Here is a 16,842-nt window from a genome sequence, read left to right on the forward strand (position 1 = left end):
CCAGCCGGCGAGCCCGTGCTACAGTAGTCGCTCATGAGCACGCAGCCATCCACCGAACCCGCCATTCCGCACGATCCCCAGTTTCAGGTGCTCCTGGGCTGGTTCCTGATCGTGCTCGCGGTGCCGCTGGCGATCTGGATGGCGTTGCGCATCCACGACAAGTTCGATGCGCGATCCTGGCCGAAGGCCAGCGCCGTGGTGGTCAAGAGCGAGTTGTACGAACGGCGCGGAAAATCGCGCGGGTGGTGCATCAAGATGGCCTACCGCTACGACGTGGATGGACGGCAGTACGTATCGTCCCGCAGCGCCACGTCGCTCATGACCGACGCCGCCTGCGACCCGTCGCGCGCCGTCATCCAGGCGCGCTTCGAGAAGAGACAGCCGGGCGACCGGATCACGATCCGCCATCATCCGCGCGAGCCCGGGCGCGCGATCGCCTATGTCGATGGACTGGATTCCGCCGACTTCTTCTTCCCGGCGCTCGCGCTCAGCGTGTTCGCGGCGGGCGTGGGTTCGATCCGCTACGGCGCACGGCTGCGGTTGGAACAGGCCGCGCTGGCCGCCGAGCGCCGCGAGCGCATGGCGCGCGCCGAACGCGAATTCTTCATGAAAATCTCACCATGACAGCACTATTCCCGGATTTTCGTTCCCTGCAAGTCGACGTGGCGCCATCGATCTCGATCAAGGCCATCACCGGCGGTTCCGGCCCGCCGCTGCTGCTTCTGCACGGCCATCCGCAAACCCACGCGATCTGGCACAAGGTCGCGCCCCGTCTTGCCGAATGCTTCACCGTGGTGGCCTGCGACCTGCGCGGCTATGGCGACTCGAGCAAGCCGCAAGGCGCGCTTGATCACGCCAACTACAGCAAGCGCACGATGGCGCTCGATGCGCTGGCCGTCATGCGTTCGCTCGGCTTTGAACGGTTCCGCGTGCTGGCCCACGACCGCGGCGCGCGCGTGGCGCACCGGCTGGCGCTGGACCACCCTGAGGCGGTCGAACGGATGGCATTGCTGGACATCGCGCCGACGCTGGCGATGTACGAACAGACCTCGGAAGCCTTTGCCCGCGCCTACTGGCACTGGTTCTTCCTGATCCAGCCGGCGCCCATGCCCGAGCGCCTGATCGAGGCTGACCCGGCGGCCTACGTGCGCGACGTGATGGGCAAGCGCAGCGCAGGCCTGGCGCCATTCGATCCGCGCGCGCTGCGCGAATACCAGCGCTGCCTGGCGCTGCCGGGCGCGGCGCACGGTATCTGCGAGGACTACCGGGCCGCGGCCGGCATCGATCTCGAACACGACCGGCTCGATCGCTCCGCAGGTCGAAAGCTCGGGATGCCGCTATTGGCGCTGTGGGGCGAGCAGGGCGTGGTGGGGCGCTGCTTCGATCCGCTCGAGGAGTGGAAACTGGTGGCGGACGACGTGCAGGGCGGGGCGCTGCCCTGCGGTCACTACATCGCGGAAGAAGCGCCCGAGCTGCTGCTCAGGCGCGTGCTGCCATTCCTCGTAGCGTGACTCAGGCCGCGGCGCCCGCGAACTCGATGGTCGCCGTCAGGCCCCGGCCGCCTTCGCCGTCCGACAGCACGATGATGCCGCCATTGCGCGCGGCGCCGCGTTCGGCGATCGCCAGTCCTAGGCCGCTGCCCGACTGTTCCTGTCCCGGCACCCGGTAGAATCGGTCGAACACCTTGTCGCGCAGGTCTGGCGGGATGCCCGGACCCTGGTCGGCGATCGCCAGGCGATAAATGTGGCCGATGCGATTCAGGCGCACCGCGATGCGGCCGTCCTGCGGCGAATACTTGATCGCGTTGCTGATCAGGTTATCGACCGCGGAGGCCATGCTTTCCAGGTGCAGCGGCACGCTGCCGTCGGCATCGGCGTGGAACTCGACCTCGATATTGCGCTGCACCGCCAGGTGGGCCGCCGCCGCCACCCGGTCGCGCACGAACTCGGCGACGTCGGTCTGCGGGCAGGGATGGTCGACCTGCGGCTCGGCGCGCGCCCGCTCGAGGGCCAGCAGCTGGTGCACGGTGTGGGTGGCGCGCGCCACGCCGCTCCGCAGGCCCGCCGCCGGCTCGGCGCAACGTTCCGCCATCTCGCTGCCGGCGCGGCTGAGCAGCACGTGGGCATTGATCTGGATCGCCGCCAGCGGCGTCTTGAGTTCGTGCGCCGCATCGGTCAGGAACTCGTGCTCGTGCTCGATGCGCTGCGAGAGGCGCGCCATCAGGCCGTTGATCGCGTCCACCAGCGGCGACAGTTCGCGGTAGGTGGAGTCCGGCAGCGGCGTCAGGTCGCCGTCCGAACGCTGGGCGATGTTTGACGCGATCGAACGCAGCGGACGCAGGCCGATGCCGACGATCAGCCAGGCCGGAATCAGGAGCAGCGGCAGGCTGAAGATGGTCGAGGACAGCAGGAATCCAACGCCCCCGATCGAAAACATCCATTCGTCGTCGACTTCGTGGCTGCGCTCGACCACGATGTCCTGGGCCTTGTCGTGCGCTTCCCAGCGCACCCAGGAATAGGCGTCGCGGGTGGCGACTTCCGGCAGCCGGTCGGGCCACTGCGGCGCCGAGTTGTAGACCAGGCGGCCGTGCAGCCAGACACGCACCCGCACGTGCGAGTGGTAATCCAGTTCCTGGAACATGCGCACGCGGTTCGCCTCGATCTCCTCCAATACCGGCAGCATGCGCGCTACATCCGGGCCGACGTCCGACAGGTGGGCCTGGATATTGGCGGTGTGCGCCTTGTTCTCGCTGAAGGTGCGGCTGCGCTGGGTGGCCTTGGCTTCGAGGAACACCCACACCAGGCCGATGATGGCCACGCCGAGGATCACGCCCGCGAAGCTGAACATCAGGCGCTGGAACAGCGACGACTGCCTGTTGGCCAGCCTGTCAAGCATCCTGCTGCACCATATATCCGACGCCGCGCACGGTGCGGATCACGCCCTCGCCGATCTTCTTGCGCAGGTTGAAAATGTGCACGTCCAGGGTCTGGCTCTGCCCATCGCCGGCCGGCAGCGCGCGCCGTTCCAGCTCGACCCGTGTCAATACCCGGTTGGCCTGCTTCATGAGCGTCAGCAGCAGCGCGAACTCGGTCTTCGACAGGGTGACTGGCTGGCCGCCGCGCGTTACCGCCATGCGGTTCTCGTCGAGCACGATGTCGCCCGCCGTCCACAGATTTTCTTCCAGCGTGCCGTGGCTGCGGCGCACGATGGCGCGCAGGCGCACCAGCAGCTCGGGGATTTCGAACGGCTTGATCAGATAGTCGTCGGCGCCCAGGTCGAAGCCCTTCAGGCGGTCTTGCAGGCTGTCGCGCGCGCTGATGATCAATACCGGCAGGCGCACGCCGTCGGCGCGCAGCGCGCGCAGCACGTCGTTGCCGTCGCCGTCGGGCAGGCCGAGGTCGAGCACCACCGCGTCGAAGGCCTCGCTGCGGATGCGGGCCCCGGCGTCGGCCGCGAGGCGCAGCCAGACCGCCGTGTGACCCTCGTCCTGGAATACCGACAACAGCGCCTGGCCGATGGCGAGATCGTCTTCGATCATGAGAATTTTCATGGCGCGAGTTTACCAGTGTGGCGTAGCGACAGGGCTTTGGTGAATCTTCAGATTCGCTTCAGCTCATGCGTTGACCCCGCCCGCGCGATATTGGACCATCGCATCCAACCAGCAAAAAGCTGGAAATAAATACAAAAGAGGAGACAAGCATGACGACACGTCGGGATGGCGCACGGCGCCAGGTTTTCCAATTGCACCCTGTTGCAGGCGCCTGCGCACTGCTGCTGATGGTGACCCCGCTGCATGCGCAGGAATCCGGCGCCCAGGATTCTGAAGACGCGGTTCGCCCCGCGGCCACGGTCACAGGAGAGGCGCCGATCGCCACCGTCAACGTGTCCGGCATCCGGCGCGGCATCGAGGCCGCCATCGAGATCAAGCGCAACGCGACGTCCATCGTCGAAGCCGTCTCCGCCGAAGACATCGGCAAGCTCCCCGACACCACCGTCGCCCAGTCGATCTCGCGCCTGTCCGGCGTGACCACCCAGCGCAGCAAGATCAACGGCAAGGCGACCGAGGTCAGCGTGCGCGGCATGTCGCCGACCTTCAACGGCTCGCTGCTCAACGGCCGCGAGCAGGCCTCGACCAGCGATGCACGCAGCCCCGAATTCGACCTGTTCCCGTCCGAGCTGACCGGCAGCGTGCTGGTCTATAAAACGCCGGACGCGAGCCTGATCGGCCAGGGCCTGGCCTCGACCATCGACCTGCGCACGCTGCGCCCGCTCGATTTCGGCAAGCGCATGTTCGCGGCCAATGCGCGCAAGGAGCGCATCGGCTTCGGTTCCGGTTCCGACCTTGGCTCGGGCCACCGCAAGACGCTGACCTACGTCGACCAGTACTTCGGCCGTAAACTCGGCCTGTCGGTCGGCCTGACCTCGTTCAAGCAGGACAATGGCGGCGAACTCAAATTCGACAGCTGGGGCGCCAATACCGCCGACATCGACTACAACGGCCAGACCGTCAAGGCGATCAACGGCTTCATGGCCGAGACCTCGCGCCGCAAGGCCGAGCGCGACGGCGCTTCGGTCACCCTGCAGTTCCGTCCCAACGACAAGTTCCGCTCGACCTTCGACGCGTTCTACTCGCGCGGCGAAGAGGCGACCAAGAAGACCGGCCTCGAAGGCGCGATCGTCGGCGGCACCGGCATCTACGATCCGAACGCGGTGCTCACCGACGCCACCATCGAGAACGGCATCGTCACCGCCGGCACCTTCAGCAACTACAAGGGCGACGTGCGCAACCACCTGTTCTCGAACAAGGACCGCCTGCTGTCGCTCGGCGTGAACAACGAGCTCAAGGTGGGCGAGTGGCGCATCGTGAACGACTTGTCGTACTCGAAGGGCACCAAGCGCATCAGCAATTTCGAGACCATGGCCGGCCAGCCGGGCAACACGCCCGAGAGCCAGCTCGGTTCGATCAGCTACAGCGGCTTCAATGGCAACAACTTCGCCGACGTGCGCTACAGCCCGAGCCTGAACTACGCCGACCGCAACGTGGCCGTGCTGACCGACGTCGCCGGCTGGGGCGGCGGCCCGCTGTCGCCGCAGGCCGGTTACCTGGCGCTGCCGACCATCGACGACAAGGTGCAGGCGGTGCGCCTGTCGGCCGAACGCGACACCGACTGGGGCCCGCTGGCCGCGGTGCGCTTCGGCGTCAACTACACCAAGCGCGACAAGTCGCGCCTGGGCGAGGAGGGCAGGCTGTCGGTGCGCGGCGGCGACGGCTATGCCAGCATCCCGATGCCGGGCAGCGGCCTTGAAGTCGCCGGCCCGACCGGCATCCCGGTCGCCTCGTTCGACCCGACCGGCAGCCTGGGTTCGCTGTATGAATTGAACCGCTGGGTCGACGCCACCGTGCTGGCGCGCGACTGGACGGTGGGCGAGAAGGTCACCACCGCCTACCTGATGGGTGAACTCGACGGCACCCTGATGTCGCTGCCGTACAGCGGCAATATCGGCGTGCAGGTGGTCGACACCCGCCAGCGCGCCAGCGGCAACCAGGTCGACCTGGCCAACTGCACCGGCATCACCACCGATACCTGCCCGGCAGTCGTCAAGACCGGCGGCGTCGACTACACCAAGGTCTTGCCCAGCCTGAACCTGACCTTCGACCTGGGCAACGACCAGCTGCTGCGCCTGGGCGCCGGCAAGCAGGTCTCGCGCGCCAACCTGGACAACCTGAAGGCCAGCATGAACTTCGGCCTGCAGAGCGCCACCGCCGAGGATCCGGCGCTGACCGGCTTCGCCGGCAATCCGGAACTGAAACCGTATGAAGCGCGCGCGCTCGACCTCTCTTACGAAAAATACTTCGGCAAGAAGGGCTACGTCAGCGCCGCGCTGTTCTACAAGAAGCTCGACAACTACGTGATCAATGCGCCGCAGATGTTCGACTTCGCCCAGTACACCAGCGCCAGCACGCCGCTGCCGACCACCGGCCAGTACGCCGGCTCGACGATCGGCTTCCTGACCATGCCGCAGAACGGGGAGGGCGGCATCATGCGCGGCATCGAGCTGTCGGCCAACCTGCCGTTCGGCCTGGTGGTCAATGCGCTGGACGGCTTCGGCGTGCAGGTGAACCATTCGCACACCGATTCCTCGGTGCGCCTGCCGACCAGCGCCTTCGTCACCGGCAGCAATGCGCCGGTGTTCAACGGCGCGGTGTCCGAGATCGGCCTGCCGGGCCTGTCGCGCAACGTGACCAGCCTGCGCCTGTACTACGAGAAGCACGGCCTGCAGGTGTCGCTGGCGGCCTACCGCCGCTCGAGCTTCATCGGCCAGATCCTCGACTACCGCAGCGAATCGCAGTTCACCTTCATCAAGGGCGAGACGATTGCCGACGCCCAGGTGTCCTACGATTTCCAGGGCGGCATGCTGCAGGGCTGGTCGGTATTCCTGCAAGGGCATAACCTGACCAACGAACCGTTCCGCGAGTACACCAGCGATCCCAAGGTGTACACCAACACCGTCACCTTCGGCCGCACCTACTCGGCTGGTCTCAACTACAAGTTCTGACCATGACCGGACTGTCCATGAAGCCGATCCTCGTTCATGCCCTGGCGGCGCTGGCGCTGCTGGCCGCAGCGCCGGCTGCGACGGCAGCTGCCGACCCCTATCAGCCGCGGGAGTACGTGCAGTTCCAGCACGCCGACTGGACGAAGAACGCCACCATCTACCAGATCAATACGCGCCAGTTCACGCCGGAAGGCACGTTGAAGGCCGCGACCGGCCAGCTGCCGCGCCTGAAGGAGCTGGGCGTCGAGATCCTGTGGCTGATGCCGATCCATCCGATCGGCGAAGTCAAGCGCAAGGGTTCGCTGGGCAGTCCTTACGCGGTGCGCGACTTCCGCGCCGTCAATCCCGAGCTGGGCACCATGGCCGACCTGCGCGCCTTCGTCGATCGCGCCCATTCCCTGGGCCTGCGCGTGATCATCGACTGGGTCGGCAACCACACCTCATGGGACAACGTGCTGATGACGCAGCACCCGGACTGGTACGCCAAGGGGCCGGATGGCAAGCCGCAGCCGACGCCCTGGTTCAACTGGGACGACATCATCGACCTCGACTACGGCAAGCCCGAGTTGCGCGGTTATATGACGGAAGCGATGAAATTCTGGGTGAAGGAAGCCGGCATCGACGGCTATCGCGTGGACGCCGCCGGCCTGGTGCCGCAGGATTTCTGGGACCACGCCAGCCGCGAGCTGCGCGCCATCAAGCCGGTGTTCATGCTGGCCGAGTGGGAGAGCCGCGACATGCACCGCGACGCCTTCGACGCCAGCTATGCCTGGACCTGGTGGGAGGCGCTGCACGACATCGCGCGCGGCCGTTCGGACGTCACCCGCCTGCATGCCTATTACGCCTGGAACGCGAAGTTCTATCCGCGCCAGGCCTACCGCATGCTGTACACGACGAACCACGACAAGAACGCCTGGGACGGCACCGAGTTCGAAGCATTCGGCCCGGCCGTCGACGCGGCGATCGTGTTCAGTTTCGTCAGCGAAGGCATCCCGCTGGTCTACAACGGGCAGGAGGCGGGCAACACCAAACGCCTGGCCTTCTTCGAGCGCGACCCGATCGAATGGAAGGCCTCGCCCTACACCGCGCTCTACAAGAAGCTGATCGCGCTGAAGAAACAGAACACGGCGCTGTGGAATGGAGAGTACGGCGCGCGGATGGTGCAGGTGCCGAACGACGCGCCGACCCAGGTCCTGAGCTTCGTGCGCGCCAACGACAAGGACAAGGTGTTCGTCGCCCTGAACCTGTCGGACAAGCCGGTCAAGGCGCGCTTCGACAAGACACTGCATCACGGGTCGTACCGCGACTTCGCCACCGGCGCGAAGGTCGAAGTGGGCGGATCGACCGATTTTGAGATGGCAACGTGGAGTTACCGCGTGCTGGTGAAGTAAACAAGGAGAGATATGGTTTCCAGATTCATGAATGTCAGCCTGGCCACGCATTGCTGCGTGGTGCTGGGCATGGTGGTGAGCTCGAGTGCCTTCGCGCTTGATGCGATGAGCGCGAGCGTCGAGTCGCCGGGCAAGGTGCTGAACGTGTCGGTGCAGGTCGCGCCGGACGGACGCCTGTCGTACCAGGTCGAACGCAAGGGCCAGCAGGTGATCGCACCGTCGCGCCTGGGCTTCGTGCTGGGCAGCGACAAGCCGCTGGACTCGGGCTTCAAGATCGAGCGCCAGGTGGTCACCGACCATGACAGCACCTGGGAACAGCCGTGGGGCGAGCGCCGCACGGTGCGCAACCACTACCGCCAGATGCGGGTCGACGTGAAGAAGAACGACGGCCGCCGCCTGGCGATCGTGTTCCGCGTGTTCGACGACGGCCTGGGCTTCCGCTACGAGTTCCCCAAGCTGCCGAACAACCGCGCCACGCACATCGCCGACGAGCTGACCGAGTTCGTGGTGGCGCAGCCGGCCACCGCCTGGTGGCAGCAGGCGGGCGAAGTCTGGGCGCTCGAATACCCGATCCAGAAGTCGCCCCTGCGTGAAGTGGGCATGGCCAACACCCCGATGACCGTACGCATGGAGAACGGCACCCACATCGCCTTCCACGAGGCGGCCCTGGTCGACTATGCCTCGATGTGGCTGCGCCGGGTCGAGGGCCAGCGCCTGCGCGCGCATCTGACCCCGTCCGCTACCGGCAACCCGGTGGTGCGCACCGGCGCCTTCACCACGCCATGGCGCACGATGCAGATCGCCGACGATGCGGCCGGCTTGTACATGTCCGACCTGGTGCTGAACCTGAACGAACCGAACAAGCTGGGCGACGTCTCCTGGGTCAAGCCGTCGAAGTACGTCGGCGTATGGTGGGACATGCACCTGGAAACCAAGTCGTGGGCCTCGGGGCCGAAACACGGCGCCACCACCGAGTACACCAAGCGCTATATCGACTTCGCGGCCAAGCACGGCTTCCGCGGCGTGCTGGTCGAGGGCTGGAACCCGGGCTGGGACAGCGACTGGGCCGGCAATGGCCTGGACATGGACTTCACCAGGGCGCATCCGAACTTCGACATCGCCGCCGTGACGGACTATGGCCGCAAGAAGGGCGTGCACCTGATCGGCCACCACGAGACCGGCGGCAACGTGGCGCACTATGAAAAGCAGATGGACGCGGCCTTCAAGCTGTATGCGAAACACGGCGTGGACAGCATCAAGACCGGCTACGTGACCGACGGCGGTGCGGCCCAGTTCATGGGCAAGAACGGCAAGGTCCATTTCGGCTACACCGATTCGCAGGAGGGCGTGCGCCACTACCAGAAGGTGGTCGAGGAAGCTGCGCGCTACAAGATCGCGATCAACACCCATGAACCGGTGAAGGATACCGGCCTGCGCCGCACTTATCCGAACTGGATCTCGCGTGAAGGCGCGCGCGGGGTCGAGTACAACGCCTGGGGCAATCCGGTCAACACCGTCGACCACGAGGCCAACCTGGTGTTCACCCGCATGCTGAGCGGCCCGCTGGACTACACGCCGGGCATCCTGAGCCTGGAAGGCAAGGACAAGCGTCCGTTCAACTCGACCCAGGCCAAGCAGCTCGCGAACTTCGTGGTGATCTATTCGCCGGTGCAGATGGCGGCCGACCTGATCGAGCACTACGAGCGCTATCCGGGTCCGTTCCAGTTCATCAAGGACGTGCCGGCCGACTGGGAAGACACCCGCGTGCCGCATGGCGCGGTGGGCGAGTACGTGACCATCGTGCGCAAGGACCGTAATTCGGATGCCTGGTACGTCGGCTCGGTCACGGACGCTAACCGCCGCACCCTGGACCTGAAGCTGGACTTCCTGGACGCCGGCAAGACCTATGTTGCCGAGATCTATCGCGACGGCGACAACGCCGATTATCGCGACGACAAGCGCCGCTTCGACATCGCGATCGAGAAGCGCAACGTCACCAGTCTTGACACCATCAAGATGGTGCTGGCGCCGGGCGGTGGGCAGGCGATTCGGCTTGTGCCTGTGAAGTAACGGAACGTCGCGGACGACGCGATCGCGCATGGGCCGGAAGCACCGGCCCTGCGCGTTCGGCGAATTTGGCATATGCTGTTGGATTGTCCATACCGCGTTGGCGCAATCCGATTCCGTCGTCCCATGTCCACATCACCGTCTTCACCTTCCACGATTTCCCCCGCCGCTTCCGGCACCGTCATGCAAATCCTGTTCTCGGTCGCCTTCGTTCACCTGCTGAACGACTGCGTGCAGGCCGTGCTGCCCTCGATCTATCCGCTCCTGAAGCATGAATTCGACCTGACCTTTGCCCAGGTCGGCCTGATCACACTGACGTTCCAGTGCACCGCCTCGCTGCTGCAGCCCTGGATCGGCCTGTACACCGACAAGCGCCCGATTCCCTTCCTGCTGCCGGCCGGGATGTGCGTGACCCTGTTGGGCGTGGGCCTCCTGGCCTGGGCCAACAGCTTCCCGATGCTGCTCACCGCGGCCGCGATGATCGGCATCGGTTCCTCGACCTTCCACCCCGAGGCCTCGCGCGTGGCGCGCCTGGCCTCGGGCGGGCGCTTCGGCTTCGCCCAGTCGCTGTTCCAGGTCGGCGGCAATGCCGGCTCGGCGCTCGGCCCGCTGCTGGCGGCGGCCATCGTGGTCGGACGCGGCCAGGGCGAGATCGCCTGGTTCATGCTGCTGGTGCTGGTCGCGGTGGCCGTGCTGGTCGGCGTGAGTCGCTGGTACGCCAACCACCTGACCAATATGGTCAAGAAGGCCGCGCAGCACGCCGGACCAAAGCTGCCGCGCAAGAAGGTGATCCAGGCCCTGGCGGTGCTGGCGCTGCTGGTGTTCTCCAAGTACATCTACATGGCCAGCCTGCAGACCTACTACACTTTCTTCCTGATCGAGAAGTTCCACCTGCCGGTGGGCACCGCCCAGCTGTACCTGTTCCTGTTCCTGGCCTCGGTCGCGGCGGGCACCTTCGCCGGCGGCCCGATCGGCGACAAGATCGGCCGCAAGCGCGTGATCTGGTTCTCGATCCTGGGCGCGGCGCCGTTCACCATCGCGCTGCCGTATGCGAACCTGTTCTGGACCGGCGTGCTGTCGGTGGTGATCGGGCTGGTGATGTCGTCGGCCTTCTCGGCCATCGTGGTCTTCGCCCAGGAACTGGTGCCGGGCAAGGTCGGTCTGATCTCGGGCATCTTCTTCGGCCTGATGTTCGGCATCAGCGGCGTGGGCGCGGCGGCCATGGGCCAGATCGCCGACATCCACGGCATCGACCAGGTGTACCGGATCGCGTCCTTCCTGCCGCTGCTGGGCATCATGGCGGCGCTGCTGCCGAAGGTCGAAGGGGCGAAACGCTAGCGCCGCGTAGATTCACCAAACGGAGTTTTCGATGAACCTGAACGACATCCAGCGCATCGCCGCTTTCGACGACAACGGCCAGGGCGGCAATCCGGCCGGGGTCTGGATCGGCGCCGCACTGCCGCCGGCCGCCGAGATGGCCCGTATCGCGCACGAGGTCGGGTTTTCGGAAACCGCCTTCGCTGCGCCGGAAGGCGAGGCCTGGCGGGTGCGCTATTTTTCACCGGAATCCGAGGTGCCGTTCTGCGGCCACGCGACCATTGCCCTCGGCGCCGCGCTGGCCCGCGCCCACGGCGACGGCCGCTATGCGCTGACCCTGAATGCGGCCAGCATCACGGTCGAGGGCCGGCGCGACGGCGAACGGGTGCACGCGGCGCTGCAGTCGCCGCCGACCCGCAGCAAGGCGGCCGACAGGGCGCTGGTCGATGCGGCGCTGGCGCTGTTCGGCTACGTCCGGGGCGATCTCGATCCGCGCATCCCGCCGGCGCTGGCGCACGGCGGCGCCGACCACCTGGTGCTGGCGCTGTCGAGCCGCGCGCTGCTCGCGGCGATGCGCTATGAGCTGGACGCCGGCCGGGCGCTAATGCTGGAACACGGGCTGGTGACGGTCGTGCTGGCCTGGGCCGAGCACCCGCAGCTGTTCCACACCCGCAACCCCTTCGCCTCGGGCGGCGTCTACGAGGATCCGGCCACCGGCGCCGGCACCGCGGCGCTGGCCGGCTATCTGCGCGACATCGGCTGGCCGCATGGCGGACGCATCGAGGTCGTCCAGGGCGAAGACATGGGCGCACGGTCGCGCCTCACCGCCGAGATCGGCGAGGAGGCGGGCGGCTCGATCCGGGTGTCAGGAACGGCGAGATTGATGTAAAGCAATATTTGTGATGTCCGGTAGTTCTCGTTGGATAAAACCAACGACTTTGTCATAAAACTACTGGTGTACTTACTATCAAATAGAGGGCTAAAAGCACGCCTGCTCAGCGGTTCGATTTTCCGTGAGCGGATTGATAATTTGATCCAGACCAACCCTGTTTCAATATTATCAACCCAGGAGTACCGCCATGGAGCTGTTTCCAGCAGCTGTGTTCAACCCCTCGAAAGCGTCCCGTCCGCGCACCGTGCGCGGCCCCGTCGCTGGAGGCGCGATCGAGCGTTTGCCGTTCACTGTCCGCCGGGTAGAAACCGAAGCGGATTTACTCAAGGCCGTGCGCATCCGCCACGCCGCCTATGCCCGCCATGTCCCGGATTTCGCGCGCAGCCTGGCGCAACCGGAGGCGGCCGACTATGACGCCGACACCATCGTCCTGCTGGCCGAGTCCAAGCTGGACGGCACGCCGATCGGCAGCACCCGCATCCGCACCAACCTCGATCGTCCCCTGGGCGTGGAGGAATCGGTCGTCCTGCCCGACTGGCTGCAGGGCAAGCGCCTGGTCGAGGCGACCCGCCTCGGGATCGATGAGGGGCGCGTCGGCCGCATGGTCAAGATTGCACTGATCAAGGCCTGCTTCATGTATTGCGAAGACAACGCCATCGATTACTCGGTGGCGACTGGCCGTCCACCCGTGGACAGGCAGTACGATCAGCTGATGTTCGTCGACGTGTTCCCGGAATTGGGCCTGGTGCCGCTGCGTCATGTGGGCAATATTCCACATCGCATCATGGCGTTCGAGATCGCCACCTTCCAGCAGCGCTGGGCCGAGGCGGGCCATCCGATGCTGAACTTCTTCTTCAATACCCATCATCCGGACATCGACATCGGTCCGGTCGCGCCGCCGTCGCTGGCGCTGCCGCAACGTCCTTTGCCGCCGGCCACCCGGCCACGCGTCGAACTGGCGTTTGCCTGAAGTTCTTCCGATCGTCAGCGGGGATCGCGGGGCGCAGCCTGGACGGGTTGCGCCCCGTCGCGTTTCTGCTCGGCCAATTCCCGTTCGCGGGCGCGGGCCAGGTCATGGTCCAGGAAATAGGTGAGAAAGGTCCGGATGGCGGCGATTGCCGCCAGCCGTCCCAGTTCGTCCCAGCCGGGCGCGATGGTGGTGCCGACGATGTCGGCCGCGAGCTGGAAGGTGAGGGCGACCACCAGCCAGTCGCCGAAACCGATAAAGGCCGCGTGCACCCGCGCCGGCGTGGCGCCGCCCCGCAGGCACAGCGCCCCCACCCGCGCCAGCGCCTCCAGGGCGCCGGCGGCCACGGTCAGCACCGCGATCGCGTCGAGCGCGAGCGCGATCCAGCCGGCGGTCGCATGCACCAGCGCCTCCATCCCATCCTCCAGAGCCAGTCACGATCATAAGCACGGTCCAGCTGCGCGCGGTAGTGGACCTTGGTCGTAGCGCTGTAGACGCCGGCGTCCTTGCAAGCACGGATGCACGACGTTTTTGACGAGATATGGCACAAAACGCGGCGCGGACTGTCTACACAGTTCAGGCAATGCGAAGCGCACCGGCGCATGGCGCCGGCGCGGCCCCGATGTTCCAACCCCTAGCTCCGAGAGGTCAGTCATGAAGACGTTCACGCACCGCCCCCGCAGCCAACCTCGCCACCGCAGCCTTGCCTTCGCCGCGGCGCTGCTTTGCTCACCGCTCGCCGCCGCGCAAGACGTACTGCCGGTCGAGTTGCTCGAAGAACGCAACCTGGTGGGCCTGGGGCTATTCGCGGTGCCCGACTATTACGGCTCCGGCGATTACCAGGCCGCGGTCGCGCCGGTATTGCACTACAACTTCGGCGAAGACCGCTACGTGCGGGTGCTCGGCCCGGAGATCCAGGCCAACCTGCTGCCGCGCAAGGACTGGCGCGCCGGCCCATTGATTCGCTGGCGCATGCGGCGCGACGACGACGTCGACGACGAGGTCGTCAAGCGCATGCGCCCCGTCGCCACGGCCACCGAGATAGGCGCCTTCGTCGCCTATCACATGCCGTTGACGCAGGGCCAGCCGATGCACAAACTGGTGTTCAGTGCCGACGTGGTCGGCAACACCAATAATGTGTACAACGGCGCCACCGGTAATGTGCGCGTCAACTACGTCCATCCCTTTCCGCAGCCGGTCGCCGGCCGGCAGCTGATCGGGAGCATCGGCTTTGGCCTGTTCTTCGCCAGCAAAGACTTCAACCGCAAGTATTTCGGCATCAGGGATTCCGACGAGCTCCTGTTCCCGGAGCGGGGCGGGCTGATCTACGACCCCGACCCGTCGGTCACCTCGATCAAGATTCCTTTCAGCCTGACGACCCAGCTGAACCCGGAATGGCTGATGACGTTCGGTGGACGTTATGAGCGGCTGCTGGACGACGCCAAGGACAGTCCGATAGTGCAGGGGCGCGGGGACGCCGACCAGTGGACGGTGGGGGTTGCGTTCTCCTACCTGTTCTGACAGGGACAGGCCGGCCCGCCGGCGGGCCGGCTCGTCGCCTACCTGGCGAACAGAAAGGTCACACTCAGGCGCACGCCCCAGTCGCGCGGCCCACCGGGCGGGCTGTCGGCCCAGTAGCGCAGGCCACCGCCGATCGACACCGGCTGGCGGCCGAACTTGAGCAGCTTGCTGGCGGTGAAATTGATCGGCACCGACCACTGTTCCTGCTTCCAGTCGTAGCTCGATTCGGTGTTGATGCCGAAGGTCCAGGCATCTTTGCTGGTATAGCTGAGGAAGGGCTGGAGAAAGGTCGCGCTGACGTTCGGCCGGTCGTCATGGCCGGCGAAGGACCAGATGTGGTTGGCCAGCGCGCCATAGGTCCACGGTCCGTGCTGGCGAAGCACGACCCCGGTCGGGCCGACGCCCCACTGGCGTGCGCTGAGTGCGCTCTCGCTGCCGGTGGGCAGCAGGAACGCCGGCCCGGCGCCCCAGACGATGCCGTTGGCGCCGGGGCGCGATGGCGAGATCAAGAAGCTCTGGGTGACGTCGCCGATGCCGTGCTGATGACCGGCGCCGGGCGTCAGTTCGTGCTGGCTGATTACCGGCAGGATGGTGCGGCTGATCAGTGTCCAGTCGGGATTGAGCGTGACCGGCACCACCGGCTGCGCGTTCATGGTGAACCTGTGGCCGTCGCGCGTGGGGCCATAGCGGCGGTCGTCGTTGGCCTGCAGCGGCACGCTGATCATCGCGGCCACCGGATTGGCGAGCTTCCTGGCCAGATCTTCCGCGTCCTGCGCGCGGACGGGCTGGCAGCAGAGCCAGGCCAGGCCGGCCGCCGCCGCGCAGGCGCGCCTGGTTGCCATGGCCTCACCCCGGAGGCGCGACCACGACATAGTTCACGCTGGTGCCCGCATACTGTGGCTGGTACCAGGTGCTGCCGCACTGCTGGTAGGTGACGCCGCCGCTGACCACGGCCACGCAGGACGACGGAATCGAATAGGCAATCGAACCGATCGCTGCCGCCGTCACCGCCACCGCGCCGGCCGCCGCCAACCCGGCGCCGGGCCGGTAGTAATCATGGTCGACATCCACATTGATATTGCGGTTGACGTTGACGTTGCGGTTGACGTTGCCGTAGCCGTTGACCGAGGTGCGGCTGACGTTGCGCGATGCCTGGTAATTCCCGCCATAGGCGCCGCGATGCGCCTGGACGCTTCCGCTGCGGCTGACCGCCGCGGCCCCGCCGACGCGTCCCGCGCCACGCTGGGCCGCGGCTTCGTAGGCGATGACGACGACGGCCAGCGCGAGCAGCGCACCGATGACGCGCCGGTGTCCTGGAGTGAGCGGCATGGTGTCTCCCCCGTTCATTTGATCGACGCGACCTTGCCGTCGGCCGTCTGCAACGCGATCTTCATCGCGCCCAACGGCGGCCGGAAGGAGAAAGTGGCATCGGTGAAGCGCGGCGCGAGGTTCCAGCGCAGCCACGCCGTATGGGTCGGCTCGCCCGGCTGTCCGCTGGCCGTGATCGCCAGCTTGAGGGGCAGCGGCGTCTTGCCGGCCTGGATCCAGACCTGCCAGTCCACGCCCTCCTGGCGGTAGGCGTAGTGCTCGGCTTTCAGGCTGCCGACCGTCGCCGGACCGATGTAGTGCGCGGCCTTGATGTCGGACACCGGCGCCTGTTCCGTCCCCCAATAGAACAAGTCGGCCAGCGGCAATTCGATGCCGTACTTCGCGCCCAGCGCGTCGACGGTCTCGCGCAGGGTCGGCGGGGCCGCGACGGTGGCGTAGTACTTGAGGCGCGGGCCGTAGACGGTCACCGACTTGCCGTCATAGAAGATCTGGCGCTGCTTGCGGTCATTGGCGATATCGACCTGCAAACGGTCGGGCCGGCGCACCCTGAGGTTGGCCGTGCTGTCGAACTGCAGCTTCATGCCGTCGTCCATCACGGTCTCGGTCGTGGCGCGGCCTACGACTTCGAAGGCGGGCAGGGCGCGCAGGTAGGCGCCCATGGCGGACAGGGCCTCGATCGCTTCGGGTTCGACGTCGGCCTGGGCGGTCTGCGCATCCTGCGCGTCCTGCGGCGCCGCCAGGCAGGCCAGCGGCACGCATGCCGCGGCGCAGAGGGATCGGATCGGAACGGCCCGCATATG

General features: G+C 66.4%; 15 protein-coding genes. 9 read left to right on the forward strand and 6 right to left on the reverse strand.

The window, feature by feature from the left end:
• Positions 1–33: 33 nt before the first annotated feature.
• Positions 34–624 carry a DUF3592 domain-containing protein gene (locus J3U95_RS06410; RefSeq protein ID WP_208277803.1) on the forward strand — a complete coding sequence of 197 codons (591 nt, stop codon included), beginning with the start codon at positions 34–36 and terminating at the stop codon, positions 622–624.
• Positions 621–1,511, forward strand: a complete 891-nt coding sequence (locus J3U95_RS06415; protein ID WP_208277804.1) for an alpha/beta fold hydrolase — start codon at positions 621–623, stop codon at positions 1,509–1,511. The genes J3U95_RS06410 and J3U95_RS06415 overlap by 4 nt, the downstream gene beginning before the upstream one ends.
• A gap of 1 nt (position 1,512) precedes the next feature.
• Here J3U95_RS06415 and J3U95_RS06420 read toward each other — a convergent pair whose 3' ends face one another.
• Positions 1,513–2,895, reverse strand: coding sequence for an ATP-binding protein (locus tag J3U95_RS06420; RefSeq protein ID WP_208277805.1), 1,383 nt, complete (start codon positions 2,893–2,895; stop codon positions 1,513–1,515).
• Complete coding sequence (locus tag J3U95_RS06425) at positions 2,888–3,550, reverse strand: response regulator transcription factor (protein ID WP_208277806.1); 663 nt, start codon at positions 3,548–3,550, stop codon at positions 2,888–2,890. The genes J3U95_RS06420 and J3U95_RS06425 overlap by 8 nt, the downstream gene beginning before the upstream one ends.
• Before the next feature lie 149 nt (positions 3,551–3,699).
• Here J3U95_RS06425 and J3U95_RS06430 point away from each other — a divergent pair, with 149 nt between their 5' ends.
• From J3U95_RS06430 to J3U95_RS06455, 6 genes are all read left to right on the forward strand, one after another.
• The gene (locus J3U95_RS06430; RefSeq protein WP_208277807.1) at positions 3,700–6,558 is read left to right on the forward strand and encodes a TonB-dependent receptor; all 2,859 of its coding nucleotides are present in this window, start codon (positions 3,700–3,702) and stop codon (positions 6,556–6,558) included.
• Positions 6,559–6,575: 17 nt separating this feature from the next.
• A complete protein-coding gene (locus J3U95_RS06435; RefSeq protein WP_208277808.1) occupies positions 6,576–7,949 on the forward strand; it encodes an alpha-amylase family glycosyl hydrolase in 1,374 nt (457 codons plus the stop codon).
• A 12-nt stretch (positions 7,950–7,961) separates the two neighbouring features.
• Positions 7,962–10,019: a glycoside hydrolase family 97 protein gene (locus J3U95_RS06440; protein WP_208277809.1), complete on the forward strand. Its 2,058-nt coding sequence runs from the start codon at positions 7,962–7,964 to the stop codon at positions 10,017–10,019.
• A 180-nt stretch (positions 10,020–10,199) separates the two neighbouring features.
• The gene (locus J3U95_RS06445) at positions 10,200–11,354 is read left to right on the forward strand and encodes an MFS transporter (protein ID WP_307728348.1); all 1,155 of its coding nucleotides are present in this window, start codon (positions 10,200–10,202) and stop codon (positions 11,352–11,354) included.
• Between the two features lie 31 nt (positions 11,355–11,385).
• On the forward strand, positions 11,386–12,222 hold the full coding sequence (locus tag J3U95_RS06450) for a PhzF family phenazine biosynthesis protein (protein ID WP_208277811.1): 837 nt from the start codon (positions 11,386–11,388) through the stop codon (positions 12,220–12,222).
• A gap of 190 nt (positions 12,223–12,412) precedes the next feature.
• Entirely contained in the window at positions 12,413–13,195 is a 783-nt protein-coding gene (locus J3U95_RS06455; RefSeq protein ID WP_208277812.1) for an N-acyl amino acid synthase FeeM domain-containing protein, read from the forward strand.
• A gap of 14 nt (positions 13,196–13,209) precedes the next feature.
• On the opposite strand, the gene J3U95_RS06460 is transcribed toward J3U95_RS06455, so the two are convergent.
• Complete coding sequence (locus tag J3U95_RS06460; protein ID WP_208277813.1) at positions 13,210–13,608, reverse strand: DUF1622 domain-containing protein; 399 nt, start codon at positions 13,606–13,608, stop codon at positions 13,210–13,212.
• Positions 13,609–13,846: 238 nt separating this feature from the next.
• Between J3U95_RS06460 and J3U95_RS06465 the strand changes: the two genes are divergently transcribed.
• A complete protein-coding gene (locus J3U95_RS06465; RefSeq protein ID WP_208277814.1) occupies positions 13,847–14,713 on the forward strand; it encodes a MipA/OmpV family protein in 867 nt (288 codons plus the stop codon).
• A gap of 38 nt (positions 14,714–14,751) precedes the next feature.
• Here the strand turns inward: J3U95_RS06465 and J3U95_RS06470 are convergent, their stop codons facing one another.
• Genes J3U95_RS06470 through J3U95_RS06480 form a run of 3 tightly spaced genes read right to left on the reverse strand, consistent with a single transcriptional unit; the run spans position 14,752 to position 16,839 of the window.
• Positions 14,752–15,555: a transporter gene (locus J3U95_RS06470; RefSeq protein WP_208277815.1), complete on the reverse strand. Its 804-nt coding sequence runs from the start codon at positions 15,553–15,555 to the stop codon at positions 14,752–14,754.
• A gap of 4 nt (positions 15,556–15,559) precedes the next feature.
• Positions 15,560–16,042 carry a hypothetical protein gene (locus J3U95_RS06475; RefSeq protein ID WP_208277816.1) on the reverse strand — a complete coding sequence of 161 codons (483 nt, stop codon included), beginning with the start codon at positions 16,040–16,042 and terminating at the stop codon, positions 15,560–15,562.
• A gap of 14 nt (positions 16,043–16,056) precedes the next feature.
• Entirely contained in the window at positions 16,057–16,839 is a 783-nt protein-coding gene (locus J3U95_RS06480; protein ID WP_208277817.1) for a DUF2092 domain-containing protein, read from the reverse strand.
• Between the last annotated feature and the right edge of the window lie 3 nt (positions 16,840–16,842).

The sequence above is a fragment of the Massilia oculi genome (assembly GCF_017582745.1).
In the GTDB taxonomy this organism is placed as follows: domain Bacteria; phylum Pseudomonadota; class Gammaproteobacteria; order Burkholderiales; family Burkholderiaceae_D; genus Telluria; species Telluria oculi_A.

Excerpts from the sequence above, each read along its gene's own strand:
- J3U95_RS06410 (WP_208277803.1), top strand. The coding sequence starts at position 34 with ATGAGCACGCAGCCATCCACCGAACCCGCCATTCCGCACGATCCCCAG.
- J3U95_RS06415 (WP_208277804.1), top strand. The coding sequence starts at position 621 with ATGACAGCACTATTCCCGGATTTTCGTTCCCTGCAAGTCGACGTGGCG.
- J3U95_RS06420 (WP_208277805.1), bottom strand. The coding sequence starts at position 2,895 with ATGCTTGACAGGCTGGCCAACAGGCAGTCGTCGCTGTTCCAGCGCCTG.
- J3U95_RS06425 (WP_208277806.1), bottom strand. The coding sequence starts at position 3,550 with ATGAAAATTCTCATGATCGAAGACGATCTCGCCATCGGCCAGGCGCTG.
- J3U95_RS06430 (WP_208277807.1), top strand. The coding sequence starts at position 3,700 with ATGACGACACGTCGGGATGGCGCACGGCGCCAGGTTTTCCAATTGCAC.
- J3U95_RS06435 (WP_208277808.1), top strand. The coding sequence starts at position 6,576 with ATGAAGCCGATCCTCGTTCATGCCCTGGCGGCGCTGGCGCTGCTGGCC.
- J3U95_RS06440 (WP_208277809.1), top strand. The coding sequence starts at position 7,962 with ATGGTTTCCAGATTCATGAATGTCAGCCTGGCCACGCATTGCTGCGTG.
- J3U95_RS06445 (WP_307728348.1), top strand. The coding sequence starts at position 10,200 with ATGCAAATCCTGTTCTCGGTCGCCTTCGTTCACCTGCTGAACGACTGC.
- J3U95_RS06450 (WP_208277811.1), top strand. The coding sequence starts at position 11,386 with ATGAACCTGAACGACATCCAGCGCATCGCCGCTTTCGACGACAACGGC.
- J3U95_RS06455 (WP_208277812.1), top strand. The coding sequence starts at position 12,413 with ATGGAGCTGTTTCCAGCAGCTGTGTTCAACCCCTCGAAAGCGTCCCGT.
- J3U95_RS06460 (WP_208277813.1), bottom strand. The coding sequence starts at position 13,608 with ATGGAGGCGCTGGTGCATGCGACCGCCGGCTGGATCGCGCTCGCGCTC.
- J3U95_RS06465 (WP_208277814.1), top strand. The coding sequence starts at position 13,847 with ATGAAGACGTTCACGCACCGCCCCCGCAGCCAACCTCGCCACCGCAGC.
- J3U95_RS06470 (WP_208277815.1), bottom strand. The coding sequence starts at position 15,555 with ATGGCAACCAGGCGCGCCTGCGCGGCGGCGGCCGGCCTGGCCTGGCTC.
- J3U95_RS06475 (WP_208277816.1), bottom strand. The coding sequence starts at position 16,042 with ATGCCGCTCACTCCAGGACACCGGCGCGTCATCGGTGCGCTGCTCGCG.
- J3U95_RS06480 (WP_208277817.1), bottom strand. The coding sequence starts at position 16,839 with ATGCGGGCCGTTCCGATCCGATCCCTCTGCGCCGCGGCATGCGTGCCG.